Below are 18112 nucleotides of genomic sequence, written 5' to 3'. Positions count from 1 at the left end.
CGTTCGGGGGTCACTGGTCGGTGAGGTACGCGGCTCCGCGCGGCGAGATCCGGTAGCCGACCTCGAGGCTCTCGGTGAGCCCCAGCTCCTTGAGGCGGCGCACGCGCCGTTTGAAGAGGAACCGCTCCAGGTCGAGCGATGCGGCGAGCTCTGTCGAGACGACCGCGGGTCGGTCTCGGATCGCCTCCAGCGCCGCGCGCGTCCACGGCCGGTCCGCCGCAGCATCCATCCGGGCGAGCCGCCGGTCGAGGTCGGCGCGGGCGTCCGCATCGATCGTGGCGTCGTTGCGCAGCGCCACGCGAGGGTCGGCGCCGACGAGGTGCACCGCGACGCACCACACGTCGCCGTCCTTGCGGGCAAGTTTCTTCCTGAGAGTCGCTGCGTCGCGCTGCCCGGCCGCGCGCGCATCGGCGTCGGAGATGGCCTCGGCGTCGACGCGTACGACGTCACCGAACCCGATCACGCCGACTGCCGTGCGCTGCTGGCCGCCGGGCTTCACCTGCGGTCGGGTCCAGCGCCGGTACGCCCGGTCGACCCGGCCAGCGACGATCCCGTCGAGCGTCGGCCGGTCGAAGATCATGGCCACACCGTACGGCGCGGCGTGGTCAGCGGCGTACGACGCGCAGCGCGGCCCAGCGTCCGCGCGGGCCGCGGTCCGCTCCGCCGACCTCGGTCCGGGAGACCTCGGTGCCGGGGATGTCGGCGGCCTCGGCGGCGGCGAACGACACGGGGAGCACGACACCCTCGGGGTAGCGGGCGTCCTCCTCGTCGTCGTCCCAGACACCGATCGCGACGGCGACGGACGGCAGCATCGCCGCCACCAAGCTGGCGTACCCCGCGACCGACGGGTGGAACCGGTCGTCGCCGAACATCTCGGTCGGTGCGATCCAGAAGTCGCGCTGGAGGAGGTCGCTGAGCGACACCGCGCGTCCGCCCGCCTCGACCACGGTGATCATCTGCGCGGCAGCGAGCCGGCGGCTGATCCGGCGGGCGACGAGTCTCAGCGGCACGCCCAGCGGGCGCACGGTGCCGAGATCGGGACACGTGCCGACGACGACCTCGCACCCGTGCTCCCGCAGCGTGCGGACCGCCTCGCCGAGCGCGGCGACCGCGCCAGGGACGCTCTTCACGTGCGTGACGTCGTTGGCCCCGATCACGACGGCGGCGACCTGCGGCCTCGACGGCAGGGCCCGCTCGATCTGGCCCGGGAGGTCCTTCGACACGGCGCCGACCACGGCCTGGCTGGTCACCTCCACCGGGCGTCCCGCGATCTGCGACAACCCCGCCCCGAACAGCGCGGGGGGTGTGTCCTCGGCTCGCGTCATGCCGTACCCGACGCCCGTCGAGTCGCCGAGCATCACGAAACGGATCGGCTCGCCAGGGAGGTCGGCGCCGTACAGGCCGTCGGGTGCCGGCGGTCGCTCGTCGGAGACACCGATCGCCTTGCGCGCGTGCCCGGCCTGGAGCTTGAGGATCCCGAAGGCGCTTCCACCGAGGAGTCCGAGGACGCCGAGGCCCTTGCCGCCGACGACGGCGGCTGCTGCGAGGTTGCGTGCCGCCCGTGCTCGAGTCATCGCCTCGGGCCACCGTTCCTTTCCGACCTACACTGCGAAGTGTGGACTACGCTAACGCGCTTCTTGACCTCGTCGGCAACACGCCACTGGTCAAGCTCAGAAGAGTGACGGACGGCGCACCAGGCCTGGTGCTCGCCAAGGTCGAGTACCTCAACCCGGGCGGCAGCGTGAAGGACCGCATCGCCACGCGGATGGTCGAGGCGGCCGAGGCGTCGGGGGAGCTGAAGCCGGGCGGCACGATCGTCGAGCCGACCAGCGGCAACACCGGGGTCGGCCTCGCCATGGTCGCGCAGGAGAAGGGCTACCGCTGCGTCTTCGTGTGCCCGGACAAGGTGAGCGAGGACAAGCGCAACGTCCTCAAGGCGTACGGCGCCGAGGTAGTCGTGTGCCCCACGGCGGTCCCGCCGGAGCACCCGAACTCCTACTACGAGGTCTCGGACCGGCTCGTCCGCGAGATCGACGGGGCCTGGAAGCCCAACCAGTACGCGAACACCAACAACCCGCGCGCCCACTACGAGACGACCGGTCCCGAGCTGTGGAAGCAGACCGAGGGACGCATCACCCACTTCGTCGCGGGCATCGGCACGGGCGGCACGATCTCGGGCACCGGGCGCTACCTCAAGGAGGTCAGCGACGGGCGCGTCCAGGTCATCGGTGCAGATCCTCACGGCTCGGTCTACTCCGGCGGCACCGGTCGCCCGTACCTCGTGGAGGGCGTCGGTGAGGACTTCTGGCCCGACACCTACGACCGCGACGTGGCCGACCGCATCATCGAGGTCAGCGACGCCGACTCGTTCGCGATGACCCGCCGCATGGCGCGCGAGGAGGCGATGCTGGTCGGCGGCTCCGCCGGGATGGCGGCCGCGGCGGCCGTCCGGCTGGCCCAGGAGCTCGACGACCCGGAAGCCGTCATCGTGGTCCTCCTGCCCGACGGCGGACGCGGCTACCTGACGAAGGTGTTCGACGACGAGTGGCTCTCCCAGTACGGCTTCCTCACCCCGCCGCGAGGCCAGCGGACGGTCGGAGACCTGTTGCGCGGCAAGGACGGCCGCCTGCCCGACCTGGTGCACACGCACCCGCACGAGTCGGTGGCGGAGGCCGTGAAGATCCTCCGCGAGTACGGCGTCTCCCAGATGCCGGTGCTGCGCGCCGAGCCGCCCGTCCGAGCGGCCGAGGTCGCCGGCGCGGTGAGCGAGCGCGACCTCCTCGACAAGCTCTTCCACGGCGTGGCGGCGTTGTCGGACATGGTCGAGGACCACATGGCTCCGCCGCTGCCGAGCGTCGGAGCCGGTGAGCCGGTGGAGGAAGCGGTCGCGGAGCTCGAGAACGCGGACGCCGTGCTGGTGCACGAGGACGGCGACCCCGTGGGCGTGCTGACCCGGCAGGATCTCCTGGGGTACGTCGCCACGCTCTGACGTCGCGCCGTCGGTCGCGGGTCGCCCCGTCGCGCGAAACGTCCTCCAATTCGGGTGCACATGTCGGATTTGCGGCATGATGCAGGGGTCTGTCGGCTGCGCTGGCAGACCGCTGGATTGGGGGATCCATGGTCACAGGCAACGTTTCGGGACGTTGGCGACGAGTTGCGGCAGTTCTCGGAGCGACGGCACTGACGGCCGGGCTGGGTGCGGTCTCCGCGCCCGCCCCGGCACTGCTGCCTGAGGTCGTCATGCCGCAGGCGGTCCCGCCGGCCACCGGCAACAACGCGGTGATCACCGTCAAGGTCGGCGGGAGTCGTTCGGGAACGAGCGGCGTGACGAGTCTCGCGGGAGTAGAGCTCGGGTTCTACGACGCCGCGACCGGTGGGACTCCGGCCTTCACCTGCACCTCCGACGCCGACGGCGACTGCTCGATCGTCGTTCCGAACACGCAGGCTGTCGGAGGAGTCAACCGCAACCGCCGGTTCTGGGTGCGGCAGGTCGCCGCCCCGGCCGGCTGGTACACGAACCCGAGCCTGGGCACCGGCACCACGGTCGCGGCCGACCCGTACCGGTTCCAGACCGGTACGGCCCTCCAGAACGGCCAGACCTACAGCTCGACCGTGAACTTCATGATCGGTACCGGCAACGAGAACAACCAGGCCTCGGGCGGCATCTGGCAGAACTCGCTGGACAACCCCGACTTCCCCGCACAGTGCGGAATCAACGTCGCGATCGTCCACGACCTCTCGAACTCGGTCACCGACGCCCAGCTGGTGAGTCTCAAAGCTGCCAGCCAGTCGTTCGTCGACTCGCTCACGGGGACGCCGTCTGCTGTCAGCACCTTCACGTTCGCGAGCAACGCCCCCGCCACCGGCGCGACCAACACGACGCTCCCGCTCACCTCGGTCGCCACGGCGGCCGGTGCGACCTCGGTGAAGAACAAGATCGCCGGGTTCACCAAGCCTGGCGGCAACGCGGGCGGCACGAACTGGGACCGCGGGTTCGCCCAGGTCGCCGAGTCGACCTCGTCCTTCGACGTCGCTGTCCTCATCACCGACGGCAACCCGACCTTCTACGGCCAGAACGTGGAAGGGCCCGGCAGCCGTACGCGTTTCCGCGAGGTCGAGAACGGCATCTTCTCGGCGAACGCGATCAAGGCGACCGGAACGCGCGTCGTCGCCGTCGGTGTCGGAGACGGCGTCGGCAATGCCGGAAGCGGGCAGAACCTGCGGGCGATCTCCGGGACGACGTTGAACGACGACTACTACCAGTCCGCGAACTACGCCGAGGCCGCGCAGCAGCTGCGGGCGCTCGCGCTCGGCTCGTGCCAGGGCTCGGTCTCGGTGGTCAAGCAGGTCGTGCCGCCGAGTGCCCCGCCCGGGTCGACCGCAGGAGCGCTCCCCGCCCCGGGCTGGACCTTCACGGCGACAGGCAGCGCGCCTGGCGTGACCATCACCCCGCCCGCGTTCCGCGTCACCGGCGAGACGGGTGCCGTCAACTTCCCGCTCGAGTTCGCGGGTGGGACGACCTCGGGCGCGGTCTCGTTCATCGAGGAGGTGCAGGGCGGATTCACGCTCCAACCGGTGAACGGGTTCAACGCGACCTGCGTCCGGACCGACACGGGCGCAGCTGTGCCCTCGACCAACTCCGGCGCGGTCGGCTTCTCGGTGACCGCGAACGCTGCCTTCCCGATCAGCTGCACGGTCTACAACCGCGCCCCGAACCCGCCGGTGACGGTGACGGTCAACAAGCAGTGGGTGATCGACGGTACGCCGTTCGCGGACGGGGCTCAGCCGAGCGGGTTCATCGCGGCCGGGAGCATCGACGGGGTCGACGCGCCTTGGGGGGTGGCCCAGAGCGGCTACTTCCTCAACGACGTCGTCGAGATCGGTGAGGTCGTCGACCTGTCGACCCGCCCGGGTTGCACCCTGGACTCCCAGCAGCTCACGTCGCGCAACGGCACGCCCGTCTCCGTGAGCCTGCCAGCGGACGAGACCCTCACGCAGACTGCCAACACCTACACGGTCACAAACGTGGTCACCTGCACGTCGCGGCTGACACTCGAGAAGCAGATCCGCGGAGGGACGGGCGACCCGACCGACTGGACCCTGACGTCGATCGCCCCGGACGGCGCGCTCGAGGGTCCAGCGGGTGCGACCGGAAGCGACAGCGCGACCTTGATCGAGGTGACGCCGGGCGTGCGTTACGGGCTCACGGAGTCTGAGGGCGACGTGAACTTCGTCCAGTTCGAGGATCCCAACGCCGTGATCCCGGCCGGGAACTCCGGCAGCTGGACCTGTCAGCAGATCGGGCCCGACGGCGAGGTCATCCCGGGCTACGCAGACGGCCTGAACGGCGGCGTGAACGTGCCGCTCGGCTACGACGTCCGGTGCACCACCTTCAACGACACCGCGAGGCTAGCGCTGCGCAAGGTCGTGGAGAACCCCTTCGGTGGGAGCGCAGTGCCGTCCGACTGGTCCCTCACTGCGACGCCGGTGAATGGACCGGCGGGTCTGCAGCCTGTGACCGTGACCGGCTCGACGGCCGTGGAGCCGTTCAACATCCGACCCGGCGTGGAGTACACGCTGACCGAGTCCGGAGGCCCGCCGGGATACACGTTCGTCGACCTGACGTGCGCGATCGGGCCGGCGATCCCAGCCAGCACCCGGAACATCACCATCCAGGCTCAGTTCGCCGGTCTCTGCACCTTCACGAACCGAGAGCAGCCGGCGCACCTCACCCTGGTGAAGGACGTGACGAACGACGACGGTGGCACTGCCGAACCCGAGGACTGGACGTTGTCCGCGGACGGGCCGACGCCGATCTCCGGCGCGTCCGGTTCTGCGGCGGTGACCGGCGCGGAGGTCAGCTCGGGCAGCTACGACCTGTCGGAGGCCGGCGGTCCGACGGGCTACACCGCGGGTGACTGGGACTGCGGCGACGCGACGCTCGAAGGCGCGACCGTCACCGTCCCGAGCGGTGGCGACGTGACGTGCACGATCGTCAACGACGACGAGCCGGGGACGTTGACGTTGGTCAAGGAGGTCACGAACGACAACGGCGGCACGGCGGAGCCGACGGAGTGGACGTTGTCCGCGGACGGGCCGACCACGGGCGTCAGCGGGCCGACCGGATCGGTGACGGTCACGGGCGTGACCGTGAACGCGGGGTCGTACGCGCTGGCCGAGACCGGCCCGTCGGGATACACCCCCTCGGACTGGGTGTGCATCACCACCGACGGCGAGCTTCCGGTCGTCGCCGGAGCAGTCTCGGTCGCCAACGGCGCGGACGTGACCTGCACCGTCGTGAACGACGACGAGCCGGGCACGCTGACGCTCGTCAAGGAGGTCGTCAACGACGACGGCGGTACGGCGGAGGCGACGGAGTGGACGTTAACGGCTGACGGTCCGACGTCGATCACGGGTACGACCGGGGCTGCCGAGGTCACCGGTGCGACGGTGGACGCGGGGGCGTACGACCTGTCGGAGGCCGGGGGTCCGGTCGGCTACACCGCGGGTGACTGGGATTGCGGCAGTGCGACGCTGGAGGGTGCGACCGTGACAGTCCCGAACGGCGGCGATGTCACGTGCACGATCGTCAACGACGACGAGCCGGGGACGTTGACGCTGGTCAAGGAGGTGACCAACGACGACGGCGGCACCGCAGAGGCCACGGAGTGGACGTTGACGGCTGACGGCCCGACGTCGATCACGGGCGCTACCGGGACTCCGGCCGTGACTGCGGTCGAGGTCGACGCCGGCGGGTACGCCCTGTCCGAGACGGGCGGTCCTGCCGGGTACACAGCCGGTGACTGGGACTGCGGCGAGGCGACCATGGAGGGCGCCAACGTCGCCGTCGGTCTCGGCGCGGACGTCACCTGCACGATCGTCAACGACGACGAGCCAGGCTCCTTGACACTTGTCAAGGAGGTCGTCAACGACAACGGCGGCGCGGCAGATCCGACCGACTGGACGTTGGCAGCGACCGGTGGCGAGACGACGATCACGGGTGTGACGGGCGCCCCCGCGGTCACAGGTGCCGAGGTGGATGCGGGCGACTACGACCTGTCGGAGTCTGATGGGCCTGCCGGTTACACGCCGTCCGAGTGGGACTGCGGGGAGGCGGCGCTCGCGGGCGCAACCGTGACCGTCCCGAATGGCAGCGACGTGACCTGCACGATCACGAACACCTACGACGCGCCGACACTGACGCTCGTCAAGGAGGTCGTGAACGACGACGGGGGGACCGCGGCAGCGACGGACTGGACGCTGTCGGCGACTGGGCCGAGCACCCACAGCGGGGTGACCGGCTCCGATGCCGTGACCGCGGTGTCGACCGCCGCGGGCGCCTACGCCCTCGCCGAGAGCGGTCCTTCGGGCTACACCGCCTCCGATTGGGAGTGCGTCGCGACCGCCGGCGAAGCCGCGCTCGACGGTGCGACGATCACGCTTGCCCCCGGTGATGACGTCACCTGCACGATCACCAACGACGACGACGCGGTCCCGCCCGCCAGTACCTGGACGGTGGTGAAGTCGAGCGACCCGCCTTCCGGGTCGGACGTCGATCCCGGTGACGTCGTCACGTACACGGTGCGGGCTGGAATCGTCTCCGGCACGAGCGTCGACGGGGTCACCGTGGTCGACGACCTCTCGCGGGTCCTCGACCACGCGACGCTGGTCGAGGGCAGCATCACGGCGAGCGCCGGTTCGGCGAGCGTCTCAGGGACGACGTTGACGTGGGCGGTCGGCACGCTGACCGGCACCCAGACGCTCACCTATCGGGTGACGGTCGACGACGACGCCCGCGACGTGGTGCTGCGCAACGTGGTCACCGGGGACGGCGCGCAGCCTTGCCCGCCGGACGGACCTGAGCTGTCGTCCGCACGCGCGGCGGCCGCTGCAGAAGACTGCCGGACCACGACGCACGAGACGCCGCCAGAGGCGACGCCGCCGACGCCGCCCCCCGACCTGCCGTTCACGGGCGGACCGGCGGGCTGGATCTCCGTGCTCGCGCTGCTGATGCTGGTTGTGGGCGCGTGGCTCATCGCGTCGCGGAACCGCCGAGCGGCTGCAGACGACGAGGGGGAGGGGACCCTGGAGAAGCCCTGACCACCCTGATGGCAGAGTGAACGCATGGAGCTGCGTATCTTCACCGAGCCACAGCAGGGCGCGACGTACGACGACCTCCTCGCGGTCGCTCGCACGGCCGAGGACCAGGGATTCGGTGCCTTCTTCCGGTCCGACCACTACCTCGTGATGGGTGACGGGGCGGGCCTGCCCGGGCCGACCGACGCGTGGACGACGCTGGCAGGACTCGCGCGGGACACGAGCACGATCCGGCTCGGCACGCTGATGACGTCGGCGACGTTCCGCCACCCCGGTGTCCTGGCGATCCAGGTGGCCCAGGTCGACCAGATGAGTGGCGGGCGCGCCGAGATCGGGATCGGTGCGGGCTGGTTCGCTGCGGAGCACGAGGCGTACGGCATCCCGTTCCCGACGACGGGGGAGCGCTTCGACCGGTTCGAGGAGCAGCTCCAGATCCTCACCGGCCTGTGGGAGACGCCGGTCGGCGAACGCTTCGACCACGACGGCAAGCACTTCACCCTCGTCGACTCCCCGGCGCTGCCGAAGCCGGTGCAGGCGCCTCGGCCGCCCGTGCTCGTCGGTGGCAAGGGAGCGCGCCGCACGCCTGCCCTGGCGGCGCAGTACGCCGACGAGTTCAACCTCCCGTTCGTCCCGGTGGACGAGCACCGTGCGATGTACGACCGGGTGCGCGCGGCGTGCGAGGAGATCGCCCGCGATCCTGACGACCTTACGTACTCCAGCGCGCTGGTGGTGTGCTGCGGGCGCGACGACGCCGAGGTCGCGCGCCGCGCTGCCGCGATCGGGCGCGACGTCGACGAGCTCCGCGTGAACGGGCTCTGCGGGACCCCTGACGAGGTCGCCGAGCGGATCGCCGCGTACGCCGCCGAAGGCTCGGAGCGCATCTATCTCCAGGTGCTCGACCTGGCCGACCTCGACCACGTCGCACTCCTCGGCGAGCAGGTCCTGCCGGCGGTGGCCGATGTCTGAGGCGACCCTGGTCCCGAACCTCCGCGACCTCGGCGGTCTGCCGACCGAGGACGGCGCGGCGACGTCGTACGGCGTGCTGTTCCGGTCGGCCATGCCGAGCGCAGACGACCGCGGGCTCGACGGCGTCGCGTGGCCGCCGAGCCTGGTCCTGGACCTGCGGTCGTCGGCGGAGTCCGGGCCGGACCACCCGCTCGCCGTCGCCGGCTCGACGGTTCGCCAGATCTCCCTGCTGGAGGCGCTGCGACCGGACGGCCCGCAGTCGGCGAGTCCCGAGATCGTGGCGCGCATGGCGACCGGCGGGCTGGAGGCCCTCTACCTCGGCATGCTCGAGGTCGCACGGGCAGAGCTGGCGCAGGTCGCCACGCTGGTCGCCGACCACGACGGCGCGACCCTGCTTCACTGTGCTGCCGGCAAGGACCGGACGGGTGTCGCCGTGGCGATGCTGCTCCGTACGGCGGGGGTCGAGCGCGACGCAGTTGTGAAGGACTACCTGGCGACGGGGGCGTCGATGGACGCCGTCCTCCAACGATTGAGGCTGGCACCGCCGATGGACGTGTCGCGTCCTGCGCCACGGTCGTACCTCGCGATCCCTCAGGAGGCGATCGACGCCGTCCTCGACGTCTGGGACGCACACCCCGGCGGCACCGCGGGCTGGCTGCACGACGCGGGCGCGGAGTCGGCGGTGATCGACCGCGTGCGGGAGCGTCTGGTCGGCTGACCGCTCCCTAAGGTGAGGGTGTCGTCAGGTTTGTAACTGAGGGTTGCAGCACACGTTACTTCTCAGTACTGTTCGTGACCTACGACACAGAGACGGCTCAGCCCGAGGGCAACCCCGACCGTGCCGTCCGACTGGGAGGGAGACCCATGTCCATCACCAAGCGCTTTGCAGGTGCCGCCGCGGTCGGCGCCATGATCTTCGGTGGCCTCGCAGCGACGGTCACGCCGGCCAACGCTCAGCCCGTCACGCTGCCGATCACCGGGACGACCACCGTCGCCGCCCAGAACGCGACGCTCACGATCCCCGAAGGCGCATCGCTCGATGGCGACTTCAGCTTCGGACCGCCGATCTCGGTGGTCGGTGACGTCAACATCCCGACGATCAACGCCCAGATCCGACTCCTCGGCATCCCCGGCCTGGGTGACACGACGTCCAAGGTGAACCTGGTCCAGACGGGACAGACCAAGGCATCGGTCGGTGACGGCGGCATCGTCAACGTCGACCTCACGTTCCGCCTCGACGTCCCCCGGGTCTCCTCCGACCTGCTCCCGTTCATCAACATCGTGCGCAGCGGCTGCCACACCGGCGAGATCAAGACCACGCTGCACTCCACGTCGCCGTTCTCGCTGACCGAGCCGGTCAGCCTCGAGGGCGAGTTCACCATCCCGAAGTTCGAGGGCTGCGGCTTCAAGATCGGTCCGACCAGCGGCCGTGACCTGCTGCTCACCTCGCTGCTGTCGGGACCCGGCAACACGATGTCGCTGAAGGCTGGCCCGATCCAGTTCTGAGCACCCTGACTGAGCGCCGCGCGTGATCTGCCCACGGTCGCGCGCGGTGCTCGACGAACCACTGGGTCCGGTGTCCGGGAGGGACGGCACCGGACCCAGTGTCGTGCACGGGTGCGGCGAGGCTGGCCTTAGCGCCGCTGCCCTGAGTCTTGCCTTACGCCAGACCCCCAGGCCTAGCCTGGGACCACGGTCATCGATCAGGGGGTCGGGCATGAGTGTCATGGAGCTTCCCGAGGTCCACGAGTGCGCGGCCGCAGGCTGCTCCTACAACCACGAGCACGCGTGCCACGCAGGCGCGATCACCATCTCCGGGAGCCCGCACGACGCGACGTGCGGCACGTTCATCGACCTGGGAGCCAGCGGAGGGCTGGCCAAGGTGGTGGCGCGCGTCGGAGCATGCCACCGTACGGACTGTGTCCACAACGACGAGCTCGAGTGCAGCGCCGACGCCATCCGGGTCGGTCCCGGCAAGGACAAGGCCGACTGCCTCACGTACCAGATGCGGGTCTGAGCACTCCGCTCCCATCCGTGCCTCGCAGGGCCTGACGGTCCGGAGTCGCGCGTGACGACCGTCGCCCCCGGACCGTCGGCTGCGCTGCGGGAGATCGCGTACTGGCTCGAACGCTCCCGGGCCGAGCCGCGGCGGCCGATGGCGTACCGCAAGGCGGCCGACGTCTACGACGGCCTCGACGACTCCCGACGCGAGGCGCTCGCGCGCCGTGACTCGTGGTCGGAGCTCGCGGGGATCGGGCCGAAGACCGCTGCGGTCATCACCCAGGCGCTGGCCGGCGAGGTTCCCGAGACCCTCGCGCGGCTGCGAGCCGGCGGCGAGCCGATCGACGGTGACGACACCGCGCTGCGGGCAGCGCTGCGTGGCGACCTGCACACGCACTCGACCTGGTCGGACGGCGGCGCGTCGATCGACGAGATGATGCGGACCGCCGTCCGGCTCGGTCACGACTACTGCGCGCTCACCGACCACTCGCCGCGGCTCACGGTCGCACGGGGCCTCTCGCCGGAGCGTCTGCGTGAGCAGCTCGACGTCGTAGCCCGGCTGAACGAGGAGCTGGCACCGTTCCGGATCCTCACCGGCATCGAGGTCGACATCCTCGACGACGGCAGCCTCGACCAGGAGCCGGAGCTCCTCGAACGGCTCGACATCGTCGTGGCAAGCATCCACTCCCGGCTGAAGGACGACGCCGACACCATGACGCGCCGGATGGTCGCGGCGGTCGCGAACCCGCACACCGACGTCCTCGGCCATGTGACCGGCCGGCTGGTCGAGGGGTCCCGTGGCACGCGAGGGGAGTCGTCGTTCCACGCCGAGCTGGTGTTCGAGGCGTGCAAGCAGTTCGGGACGGCGCTCGAGATCAACAGCCGCCCGGAGCGCCGGGACCCTCCGTCCCGCCTGCTCGAGGTCGCCGTCGAGCGCGGATGCCTGTTCTCGATCGACACCGACGCGCACGCGCCGGGCCAGCTGTCGTGGCAGGGCCTCGCGTGCGTACGGGCCGAGGCGGTCGGCATCACGGCGGACCGCGTGATCAACACCTGGCCGCTCGGCGACCTGCTCGCGTGGACCGGCGGTGGCGGACGGGGCTGAGCGTGACCGTGGGAGCGGGGCGGTCGTACCTCAGAGCAGGACGCCGGGGTTGAGGATCCCCGCGGGGTCGAGCGTACGTTTTGCTGCCGCGAGCGCCGCGGCGAACGGGGTCGGCCGCTGCTCGTCGTACCAGGGTCGGTGGTCGCGCCCGACCGCGTGGTGGTGCGTGATCGTCCCGCCGTGGCCGATGATCGCCTCCGAGACCGCCGCCTTCACCTCGTCCCACTGGGCGACGAGGCTGTCCCACCGCCCCCCGGCGTAGACGCCGTAGTAGGGCGCCGGCCCGTCGGGATAGACGTGGGTGAACCGACACGTCACGACGCCGACGCCGCACACCTCGCGGATCGCCTCGGTCGCGGCAGCGGTGATCGCTGCGTGCAGTGCAGGGAAGGCAGCCCAGGTGGTGGCGGTCTCGAAGGTCTCCGCGATCACCGACCGTTGCGCGAGCGCGTCGCGCTGATAGGGCATCCGGAGGAAGGACGACCGCCAGGTGGAGGCGGACGCGTCGCGAGCCGCGCTGGGCTCGTCGCCGGCGGTCGCGCCGTCGGCCGGAGCGGCGGGCACGCCGCCGTGGTCGCGGCAGATCTCGACCGCGCGTGCCAGGGCGCTGTCGACGGGGTGGTCGGCCGACTCGAACCCGAGCACGAGCACGCCGCCACCGACCGCCGCACCGGCGTTGAGGTAGGCCTCGGCCGGGTCGAGGAGGCGGCAGTTCGCAGGGTGCAGGCCGGACTGCGCGACGACGCGGGTCGCGGTGACGGCGTCGTCCCAGTCGTCGAAGTGCACGGACGCCCCGGCGCGCCATCGTGGCCGCTCCTGCAGGCGCATCCACGCCTCGGTGATCACGCCGAGCGTGCCCTCCGAGCCCAGGAACATCCGGTCGGGTGACGGGCCGGCGCCGGAGCCGGGGAGGCGCCGCGACTCTCCGACGCCGCACGGCGACACGACCCGCAGCGACTCGGTGAGGTCGTCGATGTGCGTGTGGAGGGTGGCGAAGTGGCCGCCCGCCCGGGTCGCGAGCCATCCACCGAGCGTCGAGAACTCGAACGACTGCGGGAAGTGCCGCAGCGTGAGGGCGTACGGGCGGAGCTGGTCCTCGAGGTGCGGGCCCAGCACCCCGGCCTGGATGCGGGCGGCTCGGCTCGTCCGGTCGACCTCGAGCACCTGGTCCATCGCGGTGACGTCGAGCGAGACGGCTCCCGCGTAGTCGCCGTCGAGCCTCGCCTCGACGCCCCCGACGACGGAGCTCCCACCGCCGTACGGGACGACGGCGACGCCCGCCCCGGAGCACCAGTCGAGCACGTCGACGACGTCACGCTCGGTGCGAGGGCGGACGACGACGTCCGGAGCGTGGGCGAGGTCGCCGCGGAGGTTGCGTACGACGTCGCGGTACGCCTTGCCGTGCGTGTGGCCGGCGCGGTCGACGGGATCGGTGCTGCACAGGTCGGCCAAGGACGCGGGGGGCTCGACCCGGACGGCGGGAAGCACGTCCGCAGCAGGGATCGGTGGCTCGTGAGCCGTCAGGTCGGTGTCGGGCAGCATGCCCGAGACACGCTGGACCAGGGACTGTGTCTCGTGGGGGTCGAGGGCTCCGTCGAGCGTGCCCCAGCCCCACCACGACCGCGTTGCGTCGTTGCCCGCCATGGCGCGGGACTCTACTGCACGTGGCCGGTCGGGTCGGCTGACGTCGTCAGTGCCGCGGCGTAGCGTGGGGGACATGTGCCGCAACATCCGAACCCTTCACAACTTCGAGCCGCACGCGACCGATGACGAGATCGAGGCCGCGGCCCTCCAGTACGTCCGCAAGGTCAGCGGGATGACCAAGCCCTCGCAGGCCAATGCCGACGTGTTCGAGAAGGCCGTCCACGAGATCGCGCACATCACGCAGCACCTCTTGGACGACCTGGTCACCCAGGCGCCTCCGAAGGACCGCGAGGTCGAGGCCGCGAAGGCCAAGGCCCGCGCGGCGAAGCGCTACGGGACGCTGGCGAGCTAGACCCACGCCGTACGCGTCGCGGTCACGACATCTGGGCCTGCAGGAACCGTACGGTCCGACGCATCGACGCGGGCCACTGCGGGCCGAAGGCGTGGCCCTCTCCCTCGTACCAGACCAGCTCGACGTCCTTGCCGGCCCTTTCGAAGGCGGCGGCGGTCCGGCGGGCCCACCGCGGTGGGCAGGTGTCGTCGACGGTGCCGTGCAGGATGAGCAGCGGCTCGGTCGCACGCTCGACGTAGGTGCGCGGTGAGGCTTGCTCCCAGAAGTCCGGGTTCTCCTCGGGCGAGCCGTGTGCCCGCACGATGTCCGCGGCGACCTCGGGACGGTCCGCGGCGATCCAGCGCTCGTAGTTGTCGACGGTGTCGCTGCTGACCGACGCGAACACCACCGCGGCGTCGACGAGGCCGGGTTGGGTCACCAGCACGTTCTGGACGACCCCGCCGCCCATCGAGCGCCCGACGAGACCTACGCGGTCTCCGTCCAGCCGCGGGTCGTCGGAGCCGCGTACGGCGAGGACGGCGTTGATGACGTCCTCGGTGTAGCCCAGTCGGAGGTCGCGCTCGGCGGTCGGGTCGTCGTCGGAGCCCGCATGGTTGCGGTAGTCGACGTGCAGGACGGCGAAGCCCTCACGTGCCAGGTAGTCCTGCTCGCGCATCATGCCGCGGCCTGTCGTGTAGATCGCCGGGTCGATGTAGCCGTGCGCCAGGATCGCCACCGGGAACGGGCCGTCACCGCGGGGGAGGTTGAGGATGCCGGAGATCCGCAGGTCGCCGCTGCGGTAGGTGACGGCGTGACGGACGTACGCGTCGGTGCGAGCGAGGACCCGGCGCAGGCGCAGCGCACGGCCGTCGTACTCCTTGGCCATCAGCGCCGGGAGCGAGACCGGGCTCTCGGCGGTGGGGAGAGGGGCCGGCGTCGCTGTCGGGCTGGCAGTCGGGGTTGTGCTCGGTGCGGCGTCCGTCGACGGCGCGGTGGTCGTCGTGGCAGTCGGGGACGTCGTGGCGGTCGCTGGTGCGCCCGCGTTCCCACTGTCGTCGTCCGTAGGCTCGCCGGTGCACGCCACGGTCGCCAGGAGGGCGAGCGCGGCCACCCCTGTGCGTACCGGCGTGACCCGCATGGCACCAGTCTGCCTTGCGGGACCCAGGTCTGGCGGGGCACGAGAAGGCCCACCGTCCCCGAGGGGAGCGGTGGGCCGCAGTGCTCAGACGATCAGCTCGTCGCGTACTTCACGCCCGTGGAGTGGTTCGGGCAGTAGCCGAACGGGTTCTTCACGAGGTACTGCTGGTGGTAGTCCTCCGCGTACCAGTAGTCGCCCAGCGGGGCGATCACCGTGGTGATCTCGCCGTACCCCGAAGCGGTCATCCGCCTCTGGTACGCCGCCCGCGACGCCTCGGCGAGCTCCTGCTGCTCGGGGGTGGTGGTGTAGATGACCGAGCGGTACTGGGTGCCGCGGTCGTTGCCCTGGCGCATCCCCTGTGTCGGGTCGTGGTTCTCCCAGAAGACCGTGAGCAGGTCGTCGAAGGAGACCTTGGCGGGGTCGTAGATCACGCGTACGACCTCGGCGTGACCGGTGCGACCCGAGCACACCTCCTCGTACGTCGGGTTCTGCGTGAACCCTCCGGCGTACCCGACCGACGTCGACCAGACGCCTGGGACGTTCCAGAAGGTCTGCTCCTCACCCCAGAAGCATCCGAGGCCGAACACCACGACCTCGTATCCCTCGGGCGGGTCGGCCATGATCGGCGTCCCCAGGACGAGGTGCTTGTCGCCGACCGCGAACGGGCGGTCCTCCCGGCCCGGCAGCGCCTGGTCGGGGGAGATGAGGTGCGTCTTGAACGAGAACATTCTTTTCCTCCTCGGGTCCACCACGCACAACCATCGCACCCGCCCGCATGTTCCCGTCATGGCCTTGTGGAGGACCGAACGTGTGTCCGTCGCGCTAGAATCGAACACATGAGCGATCCGATGGCGCACCGTCTGATCGCCGACCTGATCGACCGGGTCGGCGAGGCTGCGGGCGCGGCCGCTGTCCGGGTCGACGCTGCGCACGAGTTCGAGGTGGCAGCCGGCGCGGGAGCCGTCGAGGTGGTCGCGTTGATGGAGACGGTGGTCCGGATCGCCCAGGGACTTCAGGCCGACGCGGTGGCTGATCTCGATGCTCGGCGGCGTGACTTCACAGGACCGTCGATCGACGAGCGTGAGCTCTCCCGGTCGCTCTTCGCCGAGATCGGGCTCGCGCGGCAGGTGTCGGCGACGGCAGGCGAGACGACGTACCGGCTGGCTCGTGACCTCGCCGACCACCCGGAGGCGCACGCGCAGCTCCGAGACGGCGTCGTCAACCAGTCCGTCGTCGCAGCGGTGTGCCGGGAGACGGTCTTCCTCGATCCTGCGCGGCGCGCGGAGGTCGACGCGGAGCTCTCCCCGTACCTCGCGGGCCTCGGCCCGATGCGTGCCTCTGCGGCGGCACGCCGGCTCGTCCTCGACAAGGATCCGCACGCGGCGTTCGAGCGCACGGTGAGAGCACGCCAGGAGCGCCACCTCCGGCTGCGGCCGGAGCTCGACGCGATGGCGACCCTCTCGGTGTATGGCCCTGCGGCGGCGCTGACCGCCGCGTGGCAGCGGCTCGACGACGAGGCATCGGCTCGACGGTCCGACGGTGACCCGCGCACGATCGCCCAGATCACCTGCGACCTCGCCACCGAGGCGCTCAGCGGTGCGGCCGTCGCGCCGGACGGCTCGACCGCGATCGGCGTCGAGGTCGGGGTCCTGATGCGGCCCGAGACGCTCCTCGGGGCCGACGACGCCTCGGCCGACCTCCAGGGCTACGGTCCGATCCCGGGCGAGCTTGCACGCCAGCTCGCGAGCGGCGAGCGGAGCTGGCTGCGGCGCTTCTTCACCCGACCCGACGGCCACCGGCTCGAGACGGTCGACCCGAGGCGACGCAGATTCCCGGCAGGTGTCGCACGGATGGTGCGCGCCGCCGATGCGCTCTGCGAGCGCCCGTGGTGCGAGTGCCGCGCGCGCGAGATCGACCACACGACGCCGTACGCCCGTGGTGGAGAGACGACCATCGACAACGCCGCCGGCACGTGTCGCGCAGACAACCTCGTCAAGGAGTCGCGTGGCTGGCGGGTCGAGCAGGACCCGGTCGGCCTGCGGACCTGGAAGACTCCGACCGGCCATCGATACGCCTCCCGACACGGCACCGGTCCGGCGGGCGCCGGCGCGTCCAGCCCCAGCGCGGAGATGAGCATGGCGGTGATGAGCAACGGTTCGGTGATGGAGGACCGGCTGCGCCATCTGCTGACAGTGGCGCGGCGCTGATCGCTAGGGTGCGCGCATGGCATGGATGACGTGGGACGACGTGTCGTGCTTCCACTGCCGTGGCGACGCGGCTGTGCAGGTCGGGACCGGGCCGGAGGATGCCCGCAGCCGCTCCTTTCTCTGCGCTGCCTGCGACGACCTGCGTCAGGCGGGGGACGTCGAGGCTCTGGCACAGCGATGGGTCGACGCCGACGGGGGCCGCCGAGGGGCCAGCCACGCGCCCGGTGCCGCTGCATCGGTGCTGAACCGCGCGCTCGAGAAAGTCCGACCACCCGCGTCGGAGGATCAGGCGTTGCGGCCTCTGATGACGAACTTCCACATCATCGAGTGGGGCGAGAGCTCGTGCAACGTCTGCGACACCCGCGGGACCGTCCTCGAGCTCCTCGTGTTCGGTGATCCTGCGAAGAACGAGTTCTTCGCGTCGGCGCACGCGCTCTGCGCGACGTGCGCCGACTTGTGGCTGGCTCGCAACGCGGCTGGGCTCCGCAAGCGATTCGGCGGATCCACAATGGTCGCGAGCGTTGAACAGCTTCTCGCGGGTGAGGTGCACGAGAGCCGCCCGCGCCGTGCCGACGGCTCGTACGTGACGTCGAGCCGCCGTACGCGTGACTGACGTCGGTCGC

General features: G+C 71.0%; 15 protein-coding genes. 10 read left to right on the top strand and 5 right to left on the bottom strand.

Annotation, left to right across the window (positions count from 1 at the left end):
- Positions 1–10: 10 nt before the first annotated feature.
- Both GH747_RS11370 and GH747_RS11365 read right to left on the bottom strand, forming a co-directional pair.
- Positions 11–580, bottom strand: a complete 570-nt coding sequence (locus GH747_RS11370) for a hypothetical protein (RefSeq protein ID WP_149769703.1) — start codon at positions 578–580, stop codon at positions 11–13.
- A 25-nt stretch (positions 581–605) separates the two neighbouring features.
- The gene (locus GH747_RS11365; RefSeq protein ID WP_149769702.1) at positions 606–1574 is read right to left on the bottom strand and encodes an SGNH/GDSL hydrolase family protein; all 969 of its coding nucleotides are present in this window, start codon (positions 1572–1574) and stop codon (positions 606–608) included.
- 41 nt (positions 1575–1615) lie between these two features.
- On the opposite strand from GH747_RS11365, the gene GH747_RS11360 reads away from it, so the two are divergent.
- The 7 genes from GH747_RS11360 (at position 1616) to GH747_RS11330 (ending at position 12169) form a co-directional block, all read left to right on the top strand.
- The gene (locus GH747_RS11360) at positions 1616–2989 is read left to right on the top strand and encodes a cystathionine beta-synthase (protein ID WP_149769701.1); all 1374 of its coding nucleotides are present in this window, start codon (positions 1616–1618) and stop codon (positions 2987–2989) included.
- A gap of 128 nt (positions 2990–3117) precedes the next feature.
- Entirely contained in the window at positions 3118–8100 is a 4983-nt protein-coding gene (locus GH747_RS11355) for a DUF7927 domain-containing protein (protein ID WP_149769700.1), read from the top strand.
- Between the two features lie 24 nt (positions 8101–8124).
- A complete protein-coding gene (locus GH747_RS11350; protein ID WP_149769699.1) occupies positions 8125–9063 on the top strand; it encodes an LLM class F420-dependent oxidoreductase in 939 nt (312 codons plus the stop codon).
- Positions 9056–9781 (top strand): tyrosine-protein phosphatase, encoded by a 726-nt coding sequence (locus GH747_RS11345; protein ID WP_149769698.1) that lies wholly within the window; start codon positions 9056–9058, stop codon positions 9779–9781. Before GH747_RS11350 ends, GH747_RS11345 begins: the two co-directional genes overlap by 8 nt.
- 146 nt (positions 9782–9927) lie before the next feature.
- Complete coding sequence (locus GH747_RS11340; protein WP_149769697.1) at positions 9928–10569, top strand: hypothetical protein; 642 nt, start codon at positions 9928–9930, stop codon at positions 10567–10569.
- Positions 10570–10780: 211 nt separating this feature from the next.
- Entirely contained in the window at positions 10781–11080 is a 300-nt protein-coding gene (locus GH747_RS11335) for a DUF1540 domain-containing protein (protein ID WP_149769696.1), read from the top strand.
- Between the two features lie 51 nt (positions 11081–11131).
- Complete coding sequence (locus GH747_RS11330) at positions 11132–12169, top strand: PHP domain-containing protein (RefSeq protein WP_149769695.1); 1038 nt, start codon at positions 11132–11134, stop codon at positions 12167–12169.
- Between the two features lie 30 nt (positions 12170–12199).
- On the opposite strand, the gene GH747_RS11325 is transcribed toward GH747_RS11330, so the two are convergent.
- Positions 12200–13813 (bottom strand): FAD-binding oxidoreductase, encoded by a 1614-nt coding sequence (locus GH747_RS11325; RefSeq protein WP_149769694.1) that lies wholly within the window; start codon positions 13811–13813, stop codon positions 12200–12202.
- Positions 13814–13886: 73 nt separating this feature from the next.
- Between GH747_RS11325 and GH747_RS11320 the strand changes: the two genes are divergently transcribed.
- Positions 13887–14165 (top strand): DUF2277 domain-containing protein, encoded by a 279-nt coding sequence (locus GH747_RS11320; RefSeq protein ID WP_149769693.1) that lies wholly within the window; start codon positions 13887–13889, stop codon positions 14163–14165.
- A gap of 22 nt (positions 14166–14187) precedes the next feature.
- Here GH747_RS11320 and GH747_RS11315 read toward each other — a convergent pair whose 3' ends face one another.
- The gene (locus GH747_RS11315) at positions 14188–15282 is read right to left on the bottom strand and encodes an alpha/beta hydrolase family protein (RefSeq protein ID WP_163695525.1); all 1095 of its coding nucleotides are present in this window, start codon (positions 15280–15282) and stop codon (positions 14188–14190) included.
- Positions 15283–15374: 92 nt separating this feature from the next.
- Positions 15375–16010: a peptide-methionine (S)-S-oxide reductase MsrA gene (gene msrA / locus GH747_RS11310; RefSeq protein WP_149769692.1), complete on the bottom strand. Its 636-nt coding sequence runs from the start codon at positions 16008–16010 to the stop codon at positions 15375–15377.
- 108 nt (positions 16011–16118) lie between these two features.
- On the opposite strand from msrA, the gene GH747_RS11305 reads away from it, so the two are divergent.
- Both GH747_RS11305 and GH747_RS11300 read left to right on the top strand, forming a co-directional pair.
- Positions 16119–17489 carry an HNH endonuclease signature motif containing protein gene (locus GH747_RS11305; RefSeq protein WP_149769691.1) on the top strand — a complete coding sequence of 457 codons (1371 nt, stop codon included), beginning with the start codon at positions 16119–16121 and terminating at the stop codon, positions 17487–17489.
- Between the two features lie 16 nt (positions 17490–17505).
- Positions 17506–18102: a hypothetical protein gene (locus GH747_RS11300; protein ID WP_149769690.1), complete on the top strand. Its 597-nt coding sequence runs from the start codon at positions 17506–17508 to the stop codon at positions 18100–18102.
- Positions 18103–18112: the final 10 nt, after the last annotated feature.

Origin of the sequence: Mumia xiangluensis (genome assembly GCF_010994095.1) — a bacterium.
Classification (GTDB): Bacteria; Actinomycetota; Actinomycetes; order Propionibacteriales; family Nocardioidaceae; genus Mumia; species Mumia xiangluensis.
The sequence above is the reverse complement of the archived record's forward strand: the minus strand, read 5'-3'. Positions and strand labels throughout refer to the sequence as shown.

Excerpts from the sequence above, each read along its gene's own strand:
- GH747_RS11370 (WP_149769703.1), bottom strand. The coding sequence starts at position 580 with ATGATCTTCGACCGGCCGACGCTCGACGGGATCGTCGCTGGCCGGGTC.
- GH747_RS11365 (WP_149769702.1), bottom strand. The coding sequence starts at position 1,574 with ATGACTCGAGCACGGGCGGCACGCAACCTCGCAGCAGCCGCCGTCGTC.
- GH747_RS11355 (WP_149769700.1), top strand. The coding sequence starts at position 3,118 with ATGGTCACAGGCAACGTTTCGGGACGTTGGCGACGAGTTGCGGCAGTT.
- GH747_RS11350 (WP_149769699.1), top strand. The coding sequence starts at position 8,125 with ATGGAGCTGCGTATCTTCACCGAGCCACAGCAGGGCGCGACGTACGAC.
- GH747_RS11345 (WP_149769698.1), top strand. The coding sequence starts at position 9,056 with ATGTCTGAGGCGACCCTGGTCCCGAACCTCCGCGACCTCGGCGGTCTG.
- GH747_RS11340 (WP_149769697.1), top strand. The coding sequence starts at position 9,928 with ATGTCCATCACCAAGCGCTTTGCAGGTGCCGCCGCGGTCGGCGCCATG.
- GH747_RS11335 (WP_149769696.1), top strand. The coding sequence starts at position 10,781 with ATGAGTGTCATGGAGCTTCCCGAGGTCCACGAGTGCGCGGCCGCAGGC.
- GH747_RS11325 (WP_149769694.1), bottom strand. The coding sequence starts at position 13,813 with ATGGCGGGCAACGACGCAACGCGGTCGTGGTGGGGCTGGGGCACGCTC.
- GH747_RS11320 (WP_149769693.1), top strand. The coding sequence starts at position 13,887 with ATGTGCCGCAACATCCGAACCCTTCACAACTTCGAGCCGCACGCGACC.
- GH747_RS11315 (WP_163695525.1), bottom strand. The coding sequence starts at position 15,282 with ATGCGGGTCACGCCGGTACGCACAGGGGTGGCCGCGCTCGCCCTCCTG.
- msrA (WP_149769692.1), bottom strand. The coding sequence starts at position 16,010 with ATGTTCTCGTTCAAGACGCACCTCATCTCCCCCGACCAGGCGCTGCCG.
- GH747_RS11305 (WP_149769691.1), top strand. The coding sequence starts at position 16,119 with ATGAGCGATCCGATGGCGCACCGTCTGATCGCCGACCTGATCGACCGG.
- GH747_RS11300 (WP_149769690.1), top strand. The coding sequence starts at position 17,506 with ATGGCATGGATGACGTGGGACGACGTGTCGTGCTTCCACTGCCGTGGC.